A 17899-nucleotide genomic window follows, 5' to 3' on the forward strand; every position below is an offset into this window, starting at 1 on the left:
CCGCGCCGGGCGGCCACGGGACCGCTACGCGTCCGTTCCGGCGACCTGCGCGAAGTGGCAGGCCGCCTGCGCGGCGGGCACGGCCGGCAGGACGGCCGGCGACTCCGAGCGGCACCTGCCGTCCACCCCCGCCTCCGCCGCCCGCCCGGAGGCGAGCACCTGGCAGCGGGCGTGGAAACGGCAGCCGCCCGGGATGCGCGTCGGGTCCGGCGGCTCGCCCGTGAGCACCACCCGTTCGGGCGACTCCGGCAACACCGACAGCAGCGCCTGCGTGTACGGGTGCCGCGGCGCGGTGAGCACCTGCTCCACGGGCCCCGACTCCACGATCCGGCCCAGGTACATGACGGCGACCCGGTCGGCGATGTTCCAGGCGAGGCCCAGGTCGTGCGTGACCACGAGGGCCGACAGGCCCAGTTCGTCGCGCAGCCGGAGCAGCAGCGCGAGGATCTCGCCCCGCACCGAGGCGTCCAGCGACGCCACCGGCTCGTCGGCGACGAGCACCTTCGGGTCTAGCGCGAGCGCGCCGGCGATCACCACACGCTGGCGCTGGCCGCCGGACAGCTCGTGCGGGTAGCGCAGGAAGAACCTCTCCGGCGGACGCAGCCCCGCGCGCGCCAGCGCCGACGCCACGACCTCCTTCTCGTCCGGCAGGCCGTGGATGCGCGGTCCCTCGGCCACCGCCTCGTAGACGGTCTGCCTCGGGTTGAGCGAGCCCATCGGGTCCTGCAGGACGAGCTGCACCTCCCGCCGGTAGGACTTCAGCGCCCGCCCCCGGTAGCTCAGCTCCGTCCCGCCGTACCGGACCGAACCGGAGGTGGGACGCTCCAGGCCGAGCAGGGTGCGGGCGAGCGTCGTCTTGCCGCAGCCGGACTCGCCGACCAGCGCCACGATCTCGCCCGCTCCGATCGCGAGGTTGACGCCGTCCACCGCGCGGGCGCGCCGCCCGCGCGCGGCGAACTCCACGTGCAGGTCACGCGCCTCCAGCAGCGTGGAGCGGCCCGCCGCGGCGGCGGGCTCGGCCGAGGCCTGGGTCTCCGTCATGACGTCTCCCCCTTCGTGCCCGCCGGCGCCTGCTCGCGGACGTGGACGCAGGCCGCCCGGCGGCCGGGGCCGGCGGGCCACAGCTCCACGTCGAGGGTGGGGCACTCCTCCAGCGCCACCGGGCAGCGCGGATGGAACGAGCAGCCGGTCGGCAGCCGCATGGGGTCGGGCGGGTCGCCGCCGAGCCCTCTCGGCGCCAGCCGCGAGGCCGGGTCGCCCACCGTGGGGAACGCCGCCGCCAGCGCCTGGCTGTACGGGTGCCGCGCGTCGTGGAAGACGTCCCGCGCCGGCCCGTGTTCCACCAGGCGGCCCGCGTACATGACTGCGAGCTGGTCGCACACGTCGGCGAGCACGGACAGGTCGTGCGAGATCATGATCAGCGAGATGCCGTTGTCCGCGACGAGCTGCTTGATCAGCGTGAGCACCTGCGCCTGCACCATCACGTCGAGCGCGGTCGTCGGCTCGTCGGCGATGATCAGCCGGGGCGAGCAGGCCAGCGCCATGGCGATCATGACGCGCTGCCGCTGCCCGCCGGACAGCTCGTGCGGATAGCTGCGCGCCCGCCAGGTGGGCAGTCCCACCTGCTCCAGCAGCTCGGCCACCCGGCCGCGCGCCTGCTCCGGCCTGGCCAGGCCGTGGACGAGCAGCGGCTCGGCGATCTGGTCGCCGATCCGGCGCACGGGGTTGAGCCCGTGCTGGGCGCCCTGGAACACGATCGACGCCTCGGCCCAGCGCACCGCCCGCAGCCGGCCCCACTTCATGGTCAGCACGTCCTCGCCGTCGAGCAGGATCCGGCCGCCGACGCCGGCGCTGCGCGGCAGGAGCCGCAGCAGCGCCATGGCCAGCGTCGACTTGCCGGATCCGGACTCGCCGGCGACCCCGAGCGCGGCCCCCGCGTCCAGGGTCAGCGACACCCCGCGCACGGCGGGCACCTCCCCGGACGCGATCCGGTAGGTGACGGACACGTCGTCGAGTTCGAGGTACGTCATGCGCCCGCCCTCCTGAGCTGCGGGTTGAGCACGGCCTCCAGGGCCCGGCCGCACAGCGTGAACGCCATGACCACCGCCAGGATGCACAGGCCGGGCACGAGGATGTACCACCACGCGCCGCTGGTGGCCGCGCCGTAGTCGTACGAGGCGCGCAGCATGGTCCCCCACGAGGTCTTGTTGGAGCTCACGCCGAGGAAGGCCAGCGTCGACTCGGTGACGATGGCGCTGGCCACCTCCAGCGTGGTGCTGGCCAGCAGCAGCGGCGCCACGTTCGGCAGCACGTGGCGCGTCGTGATGTGCCAGTGGCCGCCGCCGAGCGCCCGCGACCGCTCGATGTACGGCCGGGCCTCCACCGACAGCGTCTGCGCCCTGATCAGCCGGGCGGTCGCCGGCCAGGTGGTGACGCCGATGGCCATGATGATGGTGAACGTGCTGCCGCCCAGGATGGCCGCCAGCACCATGGCCGTGATCAGCGACGGCAGCACCAGGAACCAGTCGGTGATCCGCATGAGCACGGCTCCGGCCCAGCCGCGCAGGTGCCCGGCCGCGATGCCGACGACCGTGCCGATCACGATGCTGACCAGCGCGGCGAGGAAGCCGATGAGGAGCGACGTGCGCGAGCCCCACCAGACCATCAGCAGGATGGACCGGCCCGACTCGTCGGTGCCGAACGGCTCGTCCAGGCTCGGCGGCGCGAACTTGGCGCCGGTGCCGGACACCACGCTCGTCACGCTCTCGTCGATGAACAGCGGCGCGACCAGCGCCGCCAGCACCGCCGCGAGCAGGATCGCCAGCCCGGTCAGGCCGGCCCGCTCGCGGCGGAAGTTCTCCCAGAAGCGGCCGAACGCCAGCCGCCTGCGGGTCCAGGCGACGCTGGTCATGCCGTCCTCACCCTCGGGTCCAGGACGTGGTAGACCACGTCGGCCAGCGTGTTCATGACGATGACGGAGACGGTGATGAGCATGAACGTGCCCTGCATGAGCGTGAAGTCGGGCACCTTGATCGCCTCGTAGAACAGCTGCCCGAGTCCGGGCCAGGTGAAGATGTACTCCACGGTGACGGCCCCGCCGACGATGAAGCCGATCCGCAGGAAGACCAGCGTCACCGTGGGCAGCAGGGCGTTCGGCACGGCGTGGCGGCGGCGCACCTCGTCGTCGCGCAGCCCCTTGGCGCGGGCCACGTTCACGTAGTCCTGGCTGACCTCCTCCAGCAGCGAGGAGCGCATGACGAGCAGGTACTGGGCGTAGACGACGGCCACCAGGGTCAGGCACGGCAGCACCATGTGCGAGGCCACGTCCAGGAGGTAGCCGAAGCCGTCGGGCGCGTCCACGCTCTCGATGCCGCGGAACGGCAGGACGCCGGGGATCGGCCCGATGCCGACGCCGAACGTCATCATCAGCAGCAGCCCGAGCCAGAACGTCGGCACGGACCACAGCAGCAGCGAGACGCCGGTGGAGACCCGGTCGAACCGGGAGCCGTGCCGCCAGCCCGCCCGGGTGCCCTGCCAGATGCCCAGGCTGACCGCGATGACCAGCCCGGTCCCGGTGAGCAGCAGGGTCGCGCCGATCCGCTCGCCGATGAGGTCGAGGACGGGGCGCTTGTACTCGTAGGAGGTGCCCAGGTCGAGACGGAGCGTCTGGCCGACGAAGTCGAAGAACTGGTCGAGCAGCGGCTTGTCCAGCCCGAGCCGGCGGCGTTCCAGGTCGAGCTGTTCCGGGGTCATGCGGCGGCCCTGCGCCAGGTTGCGCACCGGGTCGCCGGGCAGCAGCCGGAACACGAAGAACGTGCCGACGATGACCATGACGATGCTGAGCACCGCCCCGCCGGCCTTCGACGCCGCGTAGCGCAGCGTGCTCCGGCCGGCCGGACGGTCCTCGGCGCTCCCCGACGAGCCCGCCGCCTGGGCGACGGCGGGCTCCGCCGATTCGAGCGGGGTCGTCATTCGCGGTCGTCCGCGGCGCTCTTGCGCCGCCTGGTCAGCAGGAACGCCGCCAGCCCGAGGACCACCACGCCACCGACTATCCCGGCGATCAGGCCGGTGTTGGAGCCGCCGTCCGCGCCGCCGCTGCCTCCGGCGGAGGCGGCCTTCACGTCCACGGTGTAGAACGGCCAGTAGCTGCTGCCGCCGTACAGCAGACCCTTCTCCTCGGGGATCGGGGTGATGGCGGTGACGCGGTCCTTGCGGTAGCCCTCCAGGTTGTTCGGGTAGTAGAGGGCGATGACCGGGGCGTCGGTGTAGAGGCGCTCCAGCATCTGCTTGATGATCCCGGCGCGCTTGGTGCGGTCGAGCTCCTTGAGCTGCTCCTGGTAGAGCTTCTCGAACGTCGGGTCGCAGTAGAACGACTCGGTGCCGCCGCCCTCGCCGGCGGGGGTGGGCCGCCGGCTGCACAGGTGCGTCGCCAGGACCTCCTCCGGGTCGGGGTTGACCGACCAGCCGCTGATGGCGATGTCGAAGGTCGCGGCCACGCCGGTCTCGTCGCTGAACTTGCTGGAGTCGAGCTTCACGGTGGTCAGCGTGATGCCGATCTCCTTGAAGAAGCCGGTCAGGTATTCGGCGAGCTTGTCCTCGATCGGGGTGTCGGCGTGGATGGTGAAGCGGAACTCCAGCTTGCGCTTGCCGTCGGGCATCGTGCGGACGCCGTCGGCGCCCTTCTTGTAGCCCGCGTCGTCGAGGATCTGGTTGGCCTTGGCGACGTCGTGGGTGACCTTCGTCTCGCCGGTGGCCTCCCAGAAGAAGTCCTTGAACATGGGCGGCACGATCGAGCCGTCGGCGGGCCGGGCCAGGCCGCCCCACACCTCGTCGACCAGCTTCTGCTTGTCGATGGCGTGGTGCAGCGCCTGGCGCACCTTCACGTCCTTCAGCGCGGGGTGGCCGTCGCCGACGGGCTTGTTGTCCGTGGTGGTGGCGCCGTGGTTGATCTGCAGGTACGCGGCGCGGCGGCCCTGGGTGTTCCACTGCTCGATGTTCGGGTCGCCCTTCATCGCCTCGAACTCCGGCGGGTTGAGCCGGCCGATGAGGTCGATGTCGCCCTTCTTCAGGCCCGCGATGGCGGCCTGCGGGTTGTCGTAGAAGATGACCTGCAGCTCGTCCACCTTGGGCGCGCCCCGCCAGTAGGAGGGGTTGGCCTTGAGCTTGATGTACTGGTCCTTCTTGTGCTCCGTCGCGACGTACGGGCCGCTGCTCACCGACGGGTACTTGTCACCGTCGAAGTTGGCCAGGTCGGTGACGCCCTCCCAGGCATGCTTCGGCATGATCGGGATCGGGTTGTCCAGCATCGAGGCCTGCGGGGCCTTGAGCTTGATGACCAGGTCCTGGCCGTTGGCCGTGACGCTCTCGAAGTTCTCGACGGCCGGGCCGTTCGCGGTCTTCGCGGCGTCGTCCGTCATGATCTTGTTGAACGTCCAGGCGGCGTCCTCGGCCGTGACCGGCTTGCCGTCCGACCACTTCGTCTGGCGGATCTTGAACGTCCACGTGAGGCCGTCGTCGGAGGTGGTCCACGACTCGGCCAGGTCGGGGCTCGGCTGCAGCGTCTTGGAGTCGGGCACCGTGAGGAACCCGTACATCCAGCGGTGGACCTGGGTGGAGACGACGCGGACGGCCAGGAAGGGGTTCATCGAGTCCACGGCCTGCGTGGCGCCCACGCGGAGGACCTTCTTCCCCGCCCCAGGTTCCTGCGCCAGCGCCACCTGGCCCTGACCTGCGACTAACAGCGCGACGCCCAGCACAGCCAGGCGTGCGAACCATTTCCTCATATGTGCCTCACCTTCAGGCGGGGATTCCTGTGTGTAAGAAGGCACACCATACGAAGACCGCGTGTCAACGAGGCACGGAGAATTGTTTCATCATCGTTTCTTTGATCGGTGTAAATTTTCAGCGGGACTCGGTGACCTGCCCCCGGTCCACCCGTAGCCGCCGGTCCACGTGGACGGCCTCCAGCATCCGCCGGTCGTGGGTGACCAGCAGCAGCGTGCCGGGATAGCTCGCCAGCGCCGACTCCAGCTGCTCGATCGCGGGCAGGTCGAGGTGGTTGGTCGGCTCGTCCAGCACCAGCAGGTTGACGCCCCTGGCCTGCAGCAACGCCAGAGCCGCCCGGGTGCGCTCGCCCGGCGACAGGGTGGCGGCCGGGCGCAGCACATGGGAGGCCTTGAGCCCGAACTTCGCCAGCAGGGTGCGCACCTCCCCCGGGACCATCTCGGGCACGTGCCCGGCGAAGGCGTCGAGCAGCGGCTCCTCCCCCTCGAACAGGCCCCTCGCCTGGTCCACCTCGCCGACCACCACGCCGGCCCCCAGCGCGGCGTGCCCCTCGGCCGGCTCGATCCGGCCGAGCAGCACGCCCAGCAGCGTGGTCTTGCCCGAGCCGTTGGCCCCCGTGATGGCGACGCGCTCGGCCCAGCCGATCTCCAGGTTCACCGGGCCCAGCGTGAACGCGCCCCGCCGGACCACGGCGCCGCGCAGCGTGGCCACGACCGCGCCGGAACGGGGCGCCGCGGCGATCTCCATCCGCAGCTCCCACTCCTTGCGCGGCTCCTCGACCACCTCCAGCCGCTCGATCATCCGGTCGGTCTGGCGGGCCTTGGCCGCCTGCTTCTCGGTGGCCTCCACGCGGGCGTTACGGCCGATCTTGTCGTTGTCAGAGGCCTTGCGGCGGGCGTTCTTGACGCCCTTCTCCATCCAGGCCCGCTGGGTGCGGGCGCGCGTCTCCAGCTCGGCGCGGGTGGCGGCGTACTCCTCGTACTGCTCGCGGGCGTGCCTGCGCGCCACCTCCCGCTCCTCCAGGTAGGCCCCGTAGCCGCCGCCGTACAACCTGATCTGCTGCTGGGCGAGGTCCAGCTCCAGCACCTTGGTCACGGTGCGCGCCAGGAACTCCCGGTCGTGGCTCACCACCACCGTGCCGGCGCGCAGGCCGGTGACGAACCGCTCCAGCCGGTCGAGCCCGTCGAGGTCGAGGTCGTTGGTCGGCTCGTCCAGCAGGAACACGTCATACCGGCTGAGCAGCAGCGACGCCAGCCCGGCGCGGGCGGCCTGGCCGCCGGACAGGGACGTCATCGGCTGCTCCAGGCTCACCGTCAGGCCCAGCTCGGCCGCCACCGCCTCGGCCCGGTCCTCCAGATCGGCGCCGCCGAGCGCCAGCCAGCGGTCGAGGGCCGTGGCGTAGGCGTCGTCGGCGCCAGGGGCCTGCTCGACGAGTGCCTGCGTGGCCGCGTCGAGGTCGCGCTGCGCCCGCGCCACGCCGGTGCGCCGGGCGAGGAACCGCCCCACCGTCTCCTCCGGCCTGCGGTCGGGTTCCTGCGGGAGGTGTCCGACGGTCGCGGTGGCCGGGCTCAGCCGTACGGCGCCGTCGGCGGGAGTGTCGAGGCCGGCGAGCAGGCGCAGCAGCGTGGACTTGCCCGCCCCGTTCGCGCCGACGAGCCCGATCACGTCGCCGGGGGCCACCACCAGGTCGAGCCCCGAGAACAGGACACGGTCACCGTGCCCGGCCGACAACTCCTTGGCCACCATGGTCGCGCTCATGAGGTCCGATGGTAGTTGCCCCGGCCGGCCCCCTATCGTGGGCCGGTGCCCCGCCTGCCCGTCCTCCTCGCCGCCCTGCTGGCCGTCGCCGCCGGGCTGGGGGTGCGTGCGCTGTGGGACGGACCGGTCGCGAAGTACGCCGGCGACGCGCTCTACACCGTGCTCATCTTCGCGCTCGTCGTGCTGGTGTGGCCGCGGATCCGGCCCGCCGTGGCGGCCGCGGTGGCGGCCGGGCTGAGCTGGGCGATCGAGTTCGCCCAGCTCGGCGGCATCCCGCCGGTGCTGCGGCCGTTGCTCGGCAGCACGTTCAACCCGCCTGACCTGTTCTGGTACGCCGTGGGCGCGGGCGCGGCCTGGACGGCGCATACATGGGGATCGAGCGGAAAGGGGGAAGAAAACGCTCATCAAGGGGGAATCCAGATGATGCACGGCAAGACGATCGCGTTCCTCGTGGCCCCCGAAGGGGTCGAGGAGGTCGAGCTCACCGAGCCGTGGAAGTCCGTCAAGCAGGCCGGCGGCACGCCGAAGCTGATCTCCACCTCGTCCGGGCAGATCCGGGCCTTCAACCACCTCGACAAGGGCGGCACCTACGCCGTGGACGCCACGGTCGAGGACGTCTCGGCGGCCGACTTCGCGGGGCTGGTCCTGCCGGGCGGCGTCGCCAACCCCGACTTCCTGCGGATGGACGACAAGGCGGTGCGCTTCGTCCGCGACTTCTTCGACGCCGGCAAGCCGGTGGCCGCGATCTGCCACGCGCCGTGGACCCTGGTCGAGGCGGACGTGGTGCGCGGCCGCATGGTCACCTCGTGGCCCAGCCTGCGGACGGACCTGCGCAACGCCGGCGCCGAGTGGGTGGACCGGGAGGTGGTCGTCTGCACGGCCGGGCCCAACATGCTGGTCACCAGCCGCAAGCCGGACGACCTCAAGGCGTTCGACCAGGCGATGATCGACGCCTTCAGCGCCTGACGAACCCGGCCGCACGCGGACCTTCAGCCCGCGATCTGGCGCTAGCAACCTGCTAGCATCAGACCATGGCAACGCTGTACATCCGTGACGTCCCGGAGCCGGTCGCGGAGTCGCTGAAGGAGCGTGCGGCCGAAGCGGGCATGTCCCTGTCCGCGTTCGTCGCCAGGGAGCTGGCGGACATCGCGGCCCGGCCGACGAATGCGGAGCTGGTCAGGCGGCTCAAGGCCAGGGACCGCTCACACGGGCCTTCGACCGCCGATATTCTCGACGCCGTCGAGGACGGCAGGCGGTGATCGTCATCGACTCGTCCGCCATGGTCCAGGCATTGGCGGGCAGAGAGGCGGACGTCGAGCTCCTCGACGCCCTCCAAGGCAGCGTCCACGCGCCCCACCTGCTCGACGTCGAGGTCCTCTCCACCCTGCGGGGGCTCGTCCTGGGCGGCAAGCTGACCACCCGGGCGGCCGAGCAGGCACGAACCGACTACCTCACGCTGAGGATCACCCGCTACGAGTGCAGAGGAATCGCCGAGCGGATCTGGGAGCTACGGCACAACTACACCGCCTACGACGCCTCCTACCTGGCACTGGCCGAAGCCCTGGAGGCGCCGCTGCACACCTGCGACGGCAAGCTCACCGGCACGGGGCACGACGCCGACGTGCGGGTGCACCCGCGGAGCTAGGCGGCCTCGAAGGCGGTGGCCACGACGGGGCGGACCTGGTCCATCGTCGTGTCGCCCAACTCCCGCCGCAGCGACGTCATGTCGACGTCGGGCATGCCGCAGGCGACCGCCCACTGCCACGGTGAGAGGTCGCCGTCGACGTTGAGGGCGAAGCCGTGGCTGGTGACGCCGCGGCTCTGGCGCATGCCGATCGAGACGATCTTGCGCCCGGTCTCCTTCGTCCAGACGCCCGTCAGCAGCTCCGAGCCGGGCGGCGTGTCACGCCGCTCAGCCGGCAGGCCCATCCGGCCGAGCGCGTCGACCAGCCGGAGCTCCACCTCGCGGACGTAGTCGACGATGCCCTCGTCGTCGCCGAGCTTGACGATGAGGTAGCCGACGAGCTGGCCGGGGCCGTGGTAGGTCAGCTGCCCTCCGCGGCCCGTCTCGACCACCGGGATGCCGCGCGACGGGTCGGGCAGGTGGGCCGCCGGGGTGCGGCGGCCGACAGTGTAGACGGACGGATGGCTGAGCAGCCAGAGCGTGTCCGGCCGCTCGTCTCGCTGGCGCTCGCCGACGAGGTCGGCCATGCGCTCCATCGCCTTGTCGTAGTCGACCAGGTCATCCTGGATGAGTGTCAGCGGCCTCGCCTTCATGCTCAAAGGATAGGACGCCCCGGCGCGTCCCTCTCCCCGGGGAGGCTCAGTACTTCTTCGGCTCCTCGGGGATGAAGACCCACATGAGGACGTAGGCGACCCACATCGGGCCCGGCAGGAGCGACAGCAGCAGCCAGACGATGCGGACGAGCGTCGGGGGCAGGCCCCACTTGTCGGCCAGGCCGCCGCAGACGCCGGCCAGGATCCTGTGCTCTCGTGAGCGGTACATCGGTTTCCTCCGTGTGGTTGCACCTACCAGGAGAACGGACGACCAGACGGTCCAGATCCCCTCACGAACCCTGAGAAAACCCCGACAGGGTCAGCCACCGGCGGGCCGCGGCCAGATGTTGCCTGGTCAGACCGCCCCTCGGATCGACGGAGACGAGCAGGAAGCGGTCGAGACCCTGACGTTCCCGGAGATAGCGCTCGTCCTCGCCGCGCACCTGGTCGTCGAACCAGACGAACGGCCGGTCCCCGACGTACGCCGCCACATGAGGCGTCTTGAACATCTCGCCCAGCTCGCTGTCACGGGCCGGCCCCATGGGCACGACCGGCAGCTCGGGCAGGCCGATGCGGGGCGCGATCCAGTCGTTGGCGTGGTGCTCCCACGTGGTGGCCCAGGCCAGCTCGGCGCCGGTGGCCAGGGCCAGCTCCAGCAGCCGGGCGCCGTGCCGGGCGTCGAGGTGCACGGTGTAGGCCTCGGGGCCGATCGTGCAGTGGTAGCGCCGGAAGCCCGGCTCCGGCCGGCCGAACGGGTTGAGCACCCCGTCCACGTCGACCAGCAGCAGCGGCCTCACCGGCCGGCCCCCGCCCGGTGCTCCTGCGGGCTGATGCCGCGCACGCGCTTGAAGGCGGCGCTGAGCGCGAACGAGCTGCCGTAGCCGACCTTCCTCGCGACCGAACCGACGGTGGCGCCCGGCTCGCACAGCAGGTCGGCCGCGAGCGCCAGCCGCCAGTCGGTGAGGAACGCCATGGGCGGCTCCCCCACCAGCTCGGTGAACCGCCTGGCCAGCGACGCCCGGGAGACGCCGACCGCCTCGGCCAGCGTGGCGACCGTCCACGGGTGGGCGGGGTTGTGGTGCAGCATCCGCATCGCCTTTCCCACCACCGGATCGCTCTGCGCGCGGAACCGGGCGGGAGCCTCGTGGGTGGCGAGATATGACCGTAGCGTGGCGATGAGCAGCAGGTCGAGCAGCCGGTCCAGCACCGCGTCCTGACCTGGCTCGTCCTTGACCACCTCGGCACCGAGCAGGGAGATCAGCGGGCCGCCCGGCCGGACCAGCGTCGTCGGCAACGCCTCCAGCAGCCGGCGGCTGACCTCTCCCGCCATCTGGTAGGTGCCCGTGATCATCACGGTCGCGCCGTCGGGGTCGTTCCCCCAGCTGCGGACGCCGAGGTCCATCTCCTGGTAGAGGTCCTCGCCGTCCAGCGTGGTGCAGCGCTGGCCCGGGTGGATCACGATCTGCGGCGGCGTGGCCGGGTCGTCGGCCACCACGTACGGGTCGGGCCCGCGCATGACGGCCACGTCACCCGGCGCGAGGCGCACCGGACCGCCCCGGTCCGGCGCCACCCACGCCTCGCCCCGGACCATGGCCACCAGGGTGAGCGGCGCCCCGTCCTGGATGCGCAGCGACCACGGCGGGTTGAGCAGGGAGCGGAGCAGGAACGCGCCCCGGGCCCGGGGCCCGTCGAGAAGGGCGGCGAGATGATCCATGGTTGAGACGATCGCACATGGAATTGCGCTTCTCAACCATGGAGAGTCCAAAGATCGTCGGGCTTACTGGAGGCATGACAACTTTGGTGCTGGGCGGCACCGGCAAGACGGGCCGCCGCGTGATCGACGGACTCACCGCTCTCGGCCGTCCCGTCAGGAACGGCTCACGTTCCGCCGTACCGTCCTTCGACTGGACGGACCGCGGCACCTGGGCCGAGGCCCTGGAGGGCGTCGCATCGGTGTACGTGACCTACTACCCCGACCTGGCCGTCCCCGGCGCGGTCGGTGACATCGAGGCCTTCACCGGGCTCGCCGTCGAGAGCGGCGTCCGGCGGATCGTCCTCCTCTCCGGCCGGGGCGAGCCGCGGGCCGAGGCGAGCGAGCGGGTCGTACGGGAATCCGGGATGGAGTGGACGGTCGTCCGCTGCGCCTGGTTCATGCAGAACTTCAGCGAGGGCTACCTGCGCGACTCCGTCATGGACGGGGTGATCGCGCTGCCCGCCGGCGACGTGGCCGAGCCGTTCGTCGACGTGGACGACATCGCCGACGTGGTGGTGGCCGCGCTCACCGAGGACGGCCACGCGGGCCGGTCGTACGAGCTGTCCGGCCCGCGCCTGCTCACCTTCGCCGACGCCGCCGCCGAGCTGACGGCAGCGCTGGGCCGGCCGGTGACCTACCTCCCGGTGACGGCGGCGGAGTTCGCCGAGGCGGCCCTCGGGCAGGGCGTGCCCGAGGACGAGGTGGCGATGCTGAACGACCTGTTCGCGGAGGTCCTCGACGGCCGCAACGCGTACGTCAGCGACGGCGTGCGCGAGGCCCTGGGCCGTCCGGCCCGCGACTTCACCCCCTTCGCCACGGCCTGGGCCCGGACCCTGCCGTCCGGGTGAAGCCTCCCGGCCCGCCGCGGCGAGCGGCTAGCCGGCCTGGTGGGCGATCTGGATGAGGTTGCCGCAGGTGTCGTCGAGGATGGCGGTGGTCACCGGCCCCATCTCGGTGGGCTCCTGGGTGAAGCGCACCCCGAGCTCGCGGAGCCGCTCGTACTCGACCTTGACGTCGCGGACGGCGAAAGAGGTGTACGGGATGCCGTCGGCGACGAGCGCGTCCTTGAACGGCTTCACGGCCGGGTGGCTGCTGGGTTCGAGCACCAGTTCGGTGCCGTCCGGGTCCTCCGGGGACACCACGGTCAGCCACCGGTCCTCGCCCATCGGGATGTCGTGCTTCTTCACGAACCCCAGCACCTCGGTGTAGAAACCCAGCGCCTTCTCCTGGTCGTCGACGAGCACGCTGGCCAGGTTGATTCTCATGTCGGTCCCTCTTTCCGCTCTGTCTCTGCCGGGTCGGCGCCGCCGCCGGTGCGGCCACCGGCGTCCTCGGGCCTGTCGAGCCATCGCTCGACGATCGGCCGGAGTGGCCCGGTGTTGATGTAGTGGAACTTGTACCGGCCCTCGCGCCTGGTCTCGACCAGGCCGGCGCTCTCCAGGACGTCGAGGTGCTGCGAGATCGCCTGCCGCGACGAACCGAGCCCGTGCTTGGTGCACAGCCGGGCGCAGATCTCGAAGAGCGTCTGCCCGTTCCGGTCGGTCAGCTCGTCGAGGATGGTCCGGCGCGTGGAGTCGGCCAAGGCCTTGAACACGTCGCCCACACGCCGCACCATAGGCAAGCAGCTACTTGCATGTCAAGGGACACGGCCGAGCACTCGCACCAGCTCACCGCCCTACGCGAGCAGTTGCCCGGTCCCGGGATCCGCTAGCCTCGCCTGGTCACGGCATTCGGGAAAGGTGCGGTAGTGATCGGCTGGTTCGAAGCGGTGGTGCTGGGGCTCCTGCAGGGGCTGACGGAGTTCCTGCCCATCTCCTCCAGCGCCCACATCCGGGTGGTCTCGGCCTTCTTCGGCTGGCAGGACCCGGGGGCGGCGTTCACCGCGGTGATCCAGCTCGGCACGGAGACCGCGGTGCTCATCTACTTCAGGCGCGAGATCTGGGAGATCGTCTCCATCTGGACGCGCGCCCTGTGGACCCCGGCGCTTCGCTCGCACCACGCGGCGCGCATGGGCTGGTACGTCATCGCGGGCACGATCCCCATCGGCGTCCTCGGCCTGGTGCTCAAGACGCAGATCGAGACGGTCTTCCGCGACCTGCGCCTGGTCGGCACCACGCTGATCGTCTTCGCGGTGATCCTGTGGTTCGCCGACCGGACGGCCCGCAACAAGCTCACGCTGGAGAAGCACCTCAGCCTGCCGCACGCCGTCGTGTACGGGTTCGCGCAGTCGCTCGCCCTCATCCCCGGCGTGTCGCGATCCGGCGGCACCATCACGGCCGGACTGCTGCTCGACTACCGGCGCGAGGACGCGGCCCGCTACTCGTTCCTGCTGGCGATCCCGGCCGTCCTGGCGTCGGGCTTCCTCGAACTGGCCGAGATCGGCGAGGGGCAGGCTCCGGCATGGGGGCCCACGATCCTGGCCACGGTCATCTCGTTCTTCGTGGGCTACGCGGCGGTGGCGTGGTTCCTGCGCTACATCAGCAGCCACCGCTTCACCGGCTTCGTGATCTATCGGATCGCGCTGGGCCTCTTCGTCATCCTGGCGGTCACGCTGGGCTGGATCCCGGCCCAGGGCTGACGCCGAAACTCGTGCGCGGCCACCGGCTGGCCACCGCGAAGATCACCGCGAACAGCGCCCAGGCGGTCACGTACGCCACCGGACGGGCCCAGGCGTCGCCGATGACGTCGGCCAGCGCCTGGCGCCCCTCCACGTACATCGCCAGCCCGGCGAGCGCCCCGGGGACGGCGCCCCACCACCGGCGCCACCAGACCTCGTACGTGATCACCTCCCACGCCACCAGGGTGATCGGTCCGAGCAGGAGCAGCTTCAGGTTCTCCGGCCAGGACAGCAGGCTCACGGCCGCCATGATCGCCACGGCGGAACCGGTGGTCAGCAGCACCAGGGCGCCGAACGGCGCCGGCTCGTCACGCGGGTCGCCGCCCGCCGGAGCGTCGCCGCCCGGCACGGCCTCGCGGCCGGGGTCGGCGTCGTGAGGGAAGTCGCCGTCGTGAGCGGGATCGTCGTCGAGGGGATCGGGCACCGCGCCATTCTGGCCCACCGACGAGCGGCCGGAGAACGAACTTTCGTCTACGCCCGCGCGGCCTCGGCGAGGGCCGGCCGGGGCTCGGGGCGGTAGGTGGCCAGGGTGAACAGCAGCGTCACCAGGGCGAGCCCGGTCGAGAGCACCACCACGCCGGTCCGGCCGTACCAGTCGAGGGCCACGCCGCCGGCGACGCCCGCCGCGAACAGGCCGACGTACTGCGCCGACGACAGCAGCCCGAGCCCGATCGGCACGTTGCCGGGAACCGCCGCCACGGTCCTGTACTGCTGGGCGGGTCCGACCAGCCAGCCGAGCGCCCCCCACAGGAACGCCCAGACCAGCGCCACGGGCAGCGCCAGGTTCGCGACGGGGATGAGCGCCAGGAAACCGGTGGAGGCGGCCAGCGCGACCAGCACCATGCGGCGCGGGCCGTACACGTCGGTGAGCCGCCCGCCGATCTGGTTGCCGACGACGCCGCCCAGCCCCCAGGCCCACAGCACCGCGGTCAGCGGAAGGTCGAACAGCGAGCCGATGTAGGTGTAGGCGGTGAACGCGGCGGCGAACATGAGGAGCTGCGTGGCCAGGACGACGAGCACCCGCCGGTCACGCAGCGGGGCGAAGCGTCCCCTGAGCCCGGCAGCGGTGGGGAGCCTGACGTCGGGCACGAGCGCCGCCGCGGCGGCGAACCCGACCACGCCGAGTCCCACCACCATCCAGATGGTCGCCCGCCAGCTCGACATCCCGCCCAGCCAGGTGCCGAGCGGCACCCCGATCGCGGACGAGACGCTGATCCCGCCCATCACCAGCGCCAGGGCGCGCCCCCGGTGCTCGGGGTCGGTCAGCGCGCTCGCCACCCCGGAGGCCGTCGGCGTGAACATCGCCGCCCCGGCCGCCGCGACCACCCGCGTGGCGAGCACCAGCGAGTACGTGGGCGCGAGCGCGGTCAGCGTGTTGCCCAGCACGAACACGGCCAGCGCGATCAGCAGCACCCTCTTGCGCGACAGGCGCGCGGTCAGCGCCGCCAGCACCGGCGAGAGCACGGCGTAGGCCAGCGCGAAGACGGTCATCACCTGACCGGCCGCCGACTGCGAGACGCCCAGGTCACCGGCGATCGGCGGCAACAGCCCGGCGGTCACGAACATGCCTGTGCCGATCGCGAAGTTTCCGAGCGCGAGGGGATAGAGGGGACGTTTCACCGGACCTCCGAGACGCAAGTGTTGGACAGGCATCAAACTGACGGAAAGTTGGATTGTTGTCAAACAAATAGGGCGGTATCGTCGTGCCATGCGCCCGCTCCCTCATCCGGCCACGGAGGACATCCGGCTCACCGACGTCCTGCGGGCGCTGTCCGACCCCGTACGCCTCCTGATCGTCCACAAGCTGGCCGAGACGGATGAGCTGACCTGCGCCGACGCCGGGCTGGACCTCGGGCTGCACAAGTCGACCGTCTCGCACCACTACCGCACGCTGCGCGATGCCGGCGTGATCCTGTCCAAGCAGGAGGGCCGGAAGATCTATCTGAGCCTGCGGCGGGACGACCTCGAAGCCCGCTTCCCGGGCCTGCTCGGCTCGGTGCTGGCCGCCTTCCGCGACTCGCCGCCCCTCGCCGGGTTCGCTCGGCCGCCGTCCGCTCCCGGGGGCGACCTGACCGGCGCCGCCATCGCCGAGACCGTCTGACCGGCCACCGATGACCCGTTCCCAGCTGCCCGAGCTGCCGATCCGGGCCGTGCTGCCCGAGCTGCTCGACGTGCTGGCCCGGCACCGCGCGGCCGTGCTGACCGCGCCGCCGGGCACCGGCAAGACGACGGTCGTGCCGCTCGCGCTGGCCGGGGCGGGCCTGCGCGTGCTCGTCGCCGAACCGAGGCGGCTCGCCGTACGCGCCGCCGCCACGCGGATGGGCGTCAGCTACACGATCAGGGGCGAACGCCACGTCGGCGCGGATCCCAGGGTCGAGGTCGTCACCACCGGCGTGCTCCTCCAGCGCCTGCAGCGCGACCAGGAACTGTCCGGCGTGGACGTGGTCATGCTGGACGAGTGCCACGAACGTCACCTGGACGCCGACACCGCACTGGCGTTCCTGCTGGACGTCCGCGACACGCTCCGGCCCGACCTGCGCCTGCTCGCCACCTCGGCGACAGCGGACGCGGCACCGTGGGCGCGGCTGCTCGGCGGGGGCCGGACGGCGCCGGTCGTCCGTGCCGCCGGCACCGCGCACCCCGTCGAGACCGTGTGGGCGCCGCCGCACCGCCCGGTCGCGCCGCCGCACGGCACCCGCGTCGATCCCGCGCTGCTGTCGCACGTGGCCCACGTCGTGCGGCGGGCACTCGCCGAACGCGACGGCGACGTGCTGTGTTTCCTGCCCGGAGCGGGTGAGATCGCGCGGGTGGCCGGGATGCTCGCCGGTGAGGGCGTCGAGGTGCTCCAGGTGCACGGCCAGGCTCCGGCCCGCGTCCAGGACGCGGTGCTGTCCCCCGGCGCGGGCCGCCGGGTGGTGCTGGCCACGTCGGTGGCGGAGTCGAGCCTGACCGTTCCGGGGGTGCGGGTGGTCGTCGACTCCGGGCTGGCGCGCGAGCCGCGCACCGACCACGCCCGCGGGCTCGGCTCGCTCGTCACCGTACGGGTGTCCAGGGCGTCGGCCGACCAGCGCGCGGGACGGGCCGGCCGGGAGGCGCCGGGAACGGTGTACCGCTGCTGGTCGCCGGCCGAGCACGAACGGCTGGCCGACCACGCCCGGCCGGAGATCGCCGTGGCCGACCTGACGGGGTTCGCGCTGCAGGCGGCCTGCTGGGGCGTCCCGGACGCGCGGGGCCTCGCGCTCCTCGACCCGCCGCCTCCCGCCGCCCTGTCGGCCGCCCTGCGCACCCTGCACGTCCTCGGCGCCCTGGAGCCCGCCGCCGCCGCCGGGTCGCCGGCTCGTACGGGCGGCGGAGCGCCCGCGCCGGACGGCGGGGGGACGGCAGCCGGGCGGGAGACGGAGGCCCTGGCGCTCGGGCGGGTGACCGGGCGGGGCCGGCGGATGGCGCTGGCCGGGGTCCATCCGCGGCTCGCGAGGGCGCTGATCGATCTCGGGCCGGCCGCCGCCGAGGTGGTGGCGCTGCTGTCCGAGCAGCTTCCCCGCCAGGCCTCGGACGACCTGGTCGAGGTGTGGCGCTCGGCCCGCCGGGGTGGTGACGGCTTCGCGGCGCGCTGGCGCCAGGAGGTGAGACGCCTGGCCCGGGCCGCCACCCCGCCCGCCGACGTCACGACGCGGGCGGGCGGGGCGGCGCGGGCGGGCGGCTCGGGTCCG

At 72.2% G+C, this 17899-nt stretch carries 21 protein-coding genes and 1 pseudogene; 8 read left to right on the plus strand and 14 right to left on the minus strand.

What is annotated here, in order from left to right; all coding sequences use genetic code 11:
- Positions 1-24: 24 nt before the first annotated feature.
- The 6 genes from CXR44_RS12760 to CXR44_RS12785 all read right to left on the minus strand — a co-directional run bounded on the left by CXR44_RS12760 (position 25) and on the right by CXR44_RS12785 (position 7542).
- Positions 25-1041, minus strand: coding sequence for an ABC transporter ATP-binding protein (locus CXR44_RS12760; RefSeq protein WP_101785946.1), 1017 nt, complete (start codon positions 1039-1041; stop codon positions 25-27).
- Positions 1038-2030, minus strand: a complete 993-nt coding sequence (locus CXR44_RS12765) for an ABC transporter ATP-binding protein (protein WP_101785948.1) — start codon at positions 2028-2030, stop codon at positions 1038-1040. Before CXR44_RS12765 ends, CXR44_RS12760 begins: the two co-directional genes overlap by 4 nt.
- On the minus strand, positions 2027-2911 hold the full coding sequence (locus CXR44_RS12770) for an ABC transporter permease (RefSeq protein ID WP_101785950.1): 885 nt from the start codon (positions 2909-2911) through the stop codon (positions 2027-2029). Before CXR44_RS12770 ends, CXR44_RS12765 begins: the two co-directional genes overlap by 4 nt.
- A complete protein-coding gene (locus CXR44_RS12775) occupies positions 2908-3972 on the minus strand; it encodes an ABC transporter permease (protein ID WP_101785952.1) in 1065 nt (354 codons plus the stop codon). Before CXR44_RS12775 ends, CXR44_RS12770 begins: the two co-directional genes overlap by 4 nt.
- On the minus strand, positions 3969-5783 hold the full coding sequence (locus CXR44_RS12780; protein ID WP_101785954.1) for an ABC transporter substrate-binding protein: 1815 nt from the start codon (positions 5781-5783) through the stop codon (positions 3969-3971). The genes CXR44_RS12775 and CXR44_RS12780 overlap by 4 nt, the downstream gene beginning before the upstream one ends.
- A gap of 118 nt (positions 5784-5901) precedes the next feature.
- On the minus strand, positions 5902-7542 hold the full coding sequence (locus CXR44_RS12785; RefSeq protein ID WP_101785956.1) for an ABC-F family ATP-binding cassette domain-containing protein: 1641 nt from the start codon (positions 7540-7542) through the stop codon (positions 5902-5904).
- Positions 7543-7644: 102 nt separating this feature from the next.
- Here CXR44_RS12785 and CXR44_RS41670 point away from each other — a divergent pair.
- The 4 genes and pseudogenes from CXR44_RS41670 to CXR44_RS12800 form a co-directional block, all read left to right on the plus strand.
- Positions 7645-7875: pseudogene (locus tag CXR44_RS41670) on the plus strand (ribosomal maturation YjgA family protein); the annotation flags it as partial.
- Positions 7876-7962: 87 nt separating this feature from the next.
- Positions 7963-8508 (plus strand): type 1 glutamine amidotransferase domain-containing protein, encoded by a 546-nt coding sequence (locus tag CXR44_RS40840; protein ID WP_245899154.1) that lies wholly within the window; start codon positions 7963-7965, stop codon positions 8506-8508.
- A 65-nt stretch (positions 8509-8573) separates the two neighbouring features.
- Entirely contained in the window at positions 8574-8801 is a 228-nt protein-coding gene (locus tag CXR44_RS12795; protein WP_101785961.1) for a FitA-like ribbon-helix-helix domain-containing protein, read from the plus strand.
- Positions 8798-9187, plus strand: coding sequence for a type II toxin-antitoxin system VapC family toxin (locus CXR44_RS12800; protein WP_101785963.1), 390 nt, complete (start codon positions 8798-8800; stop codon positions 9185-9187). Before CXR44_RS12795 ends, CXR44_RS12800 begins: the two co-directional genes overlap by 4 nt.
- Here CXR44_RS12800 and lipB read toward each other — a convergent pair.
- The 4 genes from lipB to CXR44_RS12820 form a co-directional block, all read right to left on the minus strand.
- Positions 9184-9819, minus strand: coding sequence for a lipoyl(octanoyl) transferase LipB (gene lipB, locus CXR44_RS12805; protein WP_101785965.1), 636 nt, complete (start codon positions 9817-9819; stop codon positions 9184-9186). The two genes, CXR44_RS12800 and lipB, sit on opposite strands and share 4 nt — an antisense overlap.
- A gap of 46 nt (positions 9820-9865) precedes the next feature.
- Positions 9866-10048 carry a PspC domain-containing protein gene (locus tag CXR44_RS12810; RefSeq protein WP_101785967.1) on the minus strand — a complete coding sequence of 61 codons (183 nt, stop codon included), beginning with the start codon at positions 10046-10048 and terminating at the stop codon, positions 9866-9868.
- A 61-nt stretch (positions 10049-10109) separates the two neighbouring features.
- A complete protein-coding gene (locus tag CXR44_RS12815) occupies positions 10110-10616 on the minus strand; it encodes an HAD domain-containing protein (protein ID WP_245899118.1) in 507 nt (168 codons plus the stop codon).
- The gene (locus CXR44_RS12820; protein ID WP_101785969.1) at positions 10613-11533 is read right to left on the minus strand and encodes an AraC family transcriptional regulator; all 921 of its coding nucleotides are present in this window, start codon (positions 11531-11533) and stop codon (positions 10613-10615) included. Before CXR44_RS12820 ends, CXR44_RS12815 begins: the two co-directional genes overlap by 4 nt.
- Positions 11534-11607: 74 nt before the next feature.
- Here CXR44_RS12820 and CXR44_RS12825 point away from each other — a divergent pair, with 74 nt between their 5' ends.
- Entirely contained in the window at positions 11608-12420 is an 813-nt protein-coding gene (locus CXR44_RS12825; protein ID WP_101785971.1) for an NAD(P)H-binding protein, read from the plus strand.
- Positions 12421-12447: 27 nt separating this feature from the next.
- Here the strand turns inward: CXR44_RS12825 and CXR44_RS12830 are convergent, their stop codons facing one another.
- Complete coding sequence (locus CXR44_RS12830; RefSeq protein WP_101785973.1) at positions 12448-12837, minus strand: VOC family protein; 390 nt, start codon at positions 12835-12837, stop codon at positions 12448-12450.
- Positions 12834-13187, minus strand: coding sequence for an ArsR/SmtB family transcription factor (locus tag CXR44_RS12835; protein WP_219601778.1), 354 nt, complete (start codon positions 13185-13187; stop codon positions 12834-12836). Before CXR44_RS12835 ends, CXR44_RS12830 begins: the two co-directional genes overlap by 4 nt.
- A 132-nt stretch (positions 13188-13319) precedes the next feature.
- Between CXR44_RS12835 and CXR44_RS12840 the strand changes: the two genes are divergently transcribed.
- Entirely contained in the window at positions 13320-14150 is an 831-nt protein-coding gene (locus CXR44_RS12840) for an undecaprenyl-diphosphate phosphatase (RefSeq protein WP_101785975.1), read from the plus strand.
- On the opposite strand, the gene CXR44_RS12845 is transcribed toward CXR44_RS12840, so the two are convergent.
- Entirely contained in the window at positions 14119-14613 is a 495-nt protein-coding gene (locus CXR44_RS12845) for a hypothetical protein (protein ID WP_144069940.1), read from the minus strand. The two genes, CXR44_RS12840 and CXR44_RS12845, sit on opposite strands and share 32 nt — an antisense overlap.
- Before the next feature lie 47 nt (positions 14614-14660).
- Positions 14661-15809: an MFS transporter gene (locus CXR44_RS12850; RefSeq protein WP_180903367.1), complete on the minus strand. Its 1149-nt coding sequence runs from the start codon at positions 15807-15809 to the stop codon at positions 14661-14663.
- Between the two features lie 88 nt (positions 15810-15897).
- On the opposite strand from CXR44_RS12850, the gene CXR44_RS12855 reads away from it, so the two are divergent.
- Positions 15898-16290: an ArsR/SmtB family transcription factor gene (locus tag CXR44_RS12855; protein ID WP_101785981.1), complete on the plus strand. Its 393-nt coding sequence runs from the start codon at positions 15898-15900 to the stop codon at positions 16288-16290.
- Between the two features lie 10 nt (positions 16291-16300).
- Positions 16301-17899 (plus strand): helicase-related protein (locus tag CXR44_RS40845; RefSeq protein WP_281260268.1); only part of this gene is annotated, 1599 nt, incomplete at its 3' end.

It is taken from the genome of Nonomuraea indica, from assembly GCF_002850745.1.
Classification (GTDB): Bacteria; Actinomycetota; Actinomycetes; order Streptosporangiales; family Streptosporangiaceae; genus Nonomuraea; species Nonomuraea indica.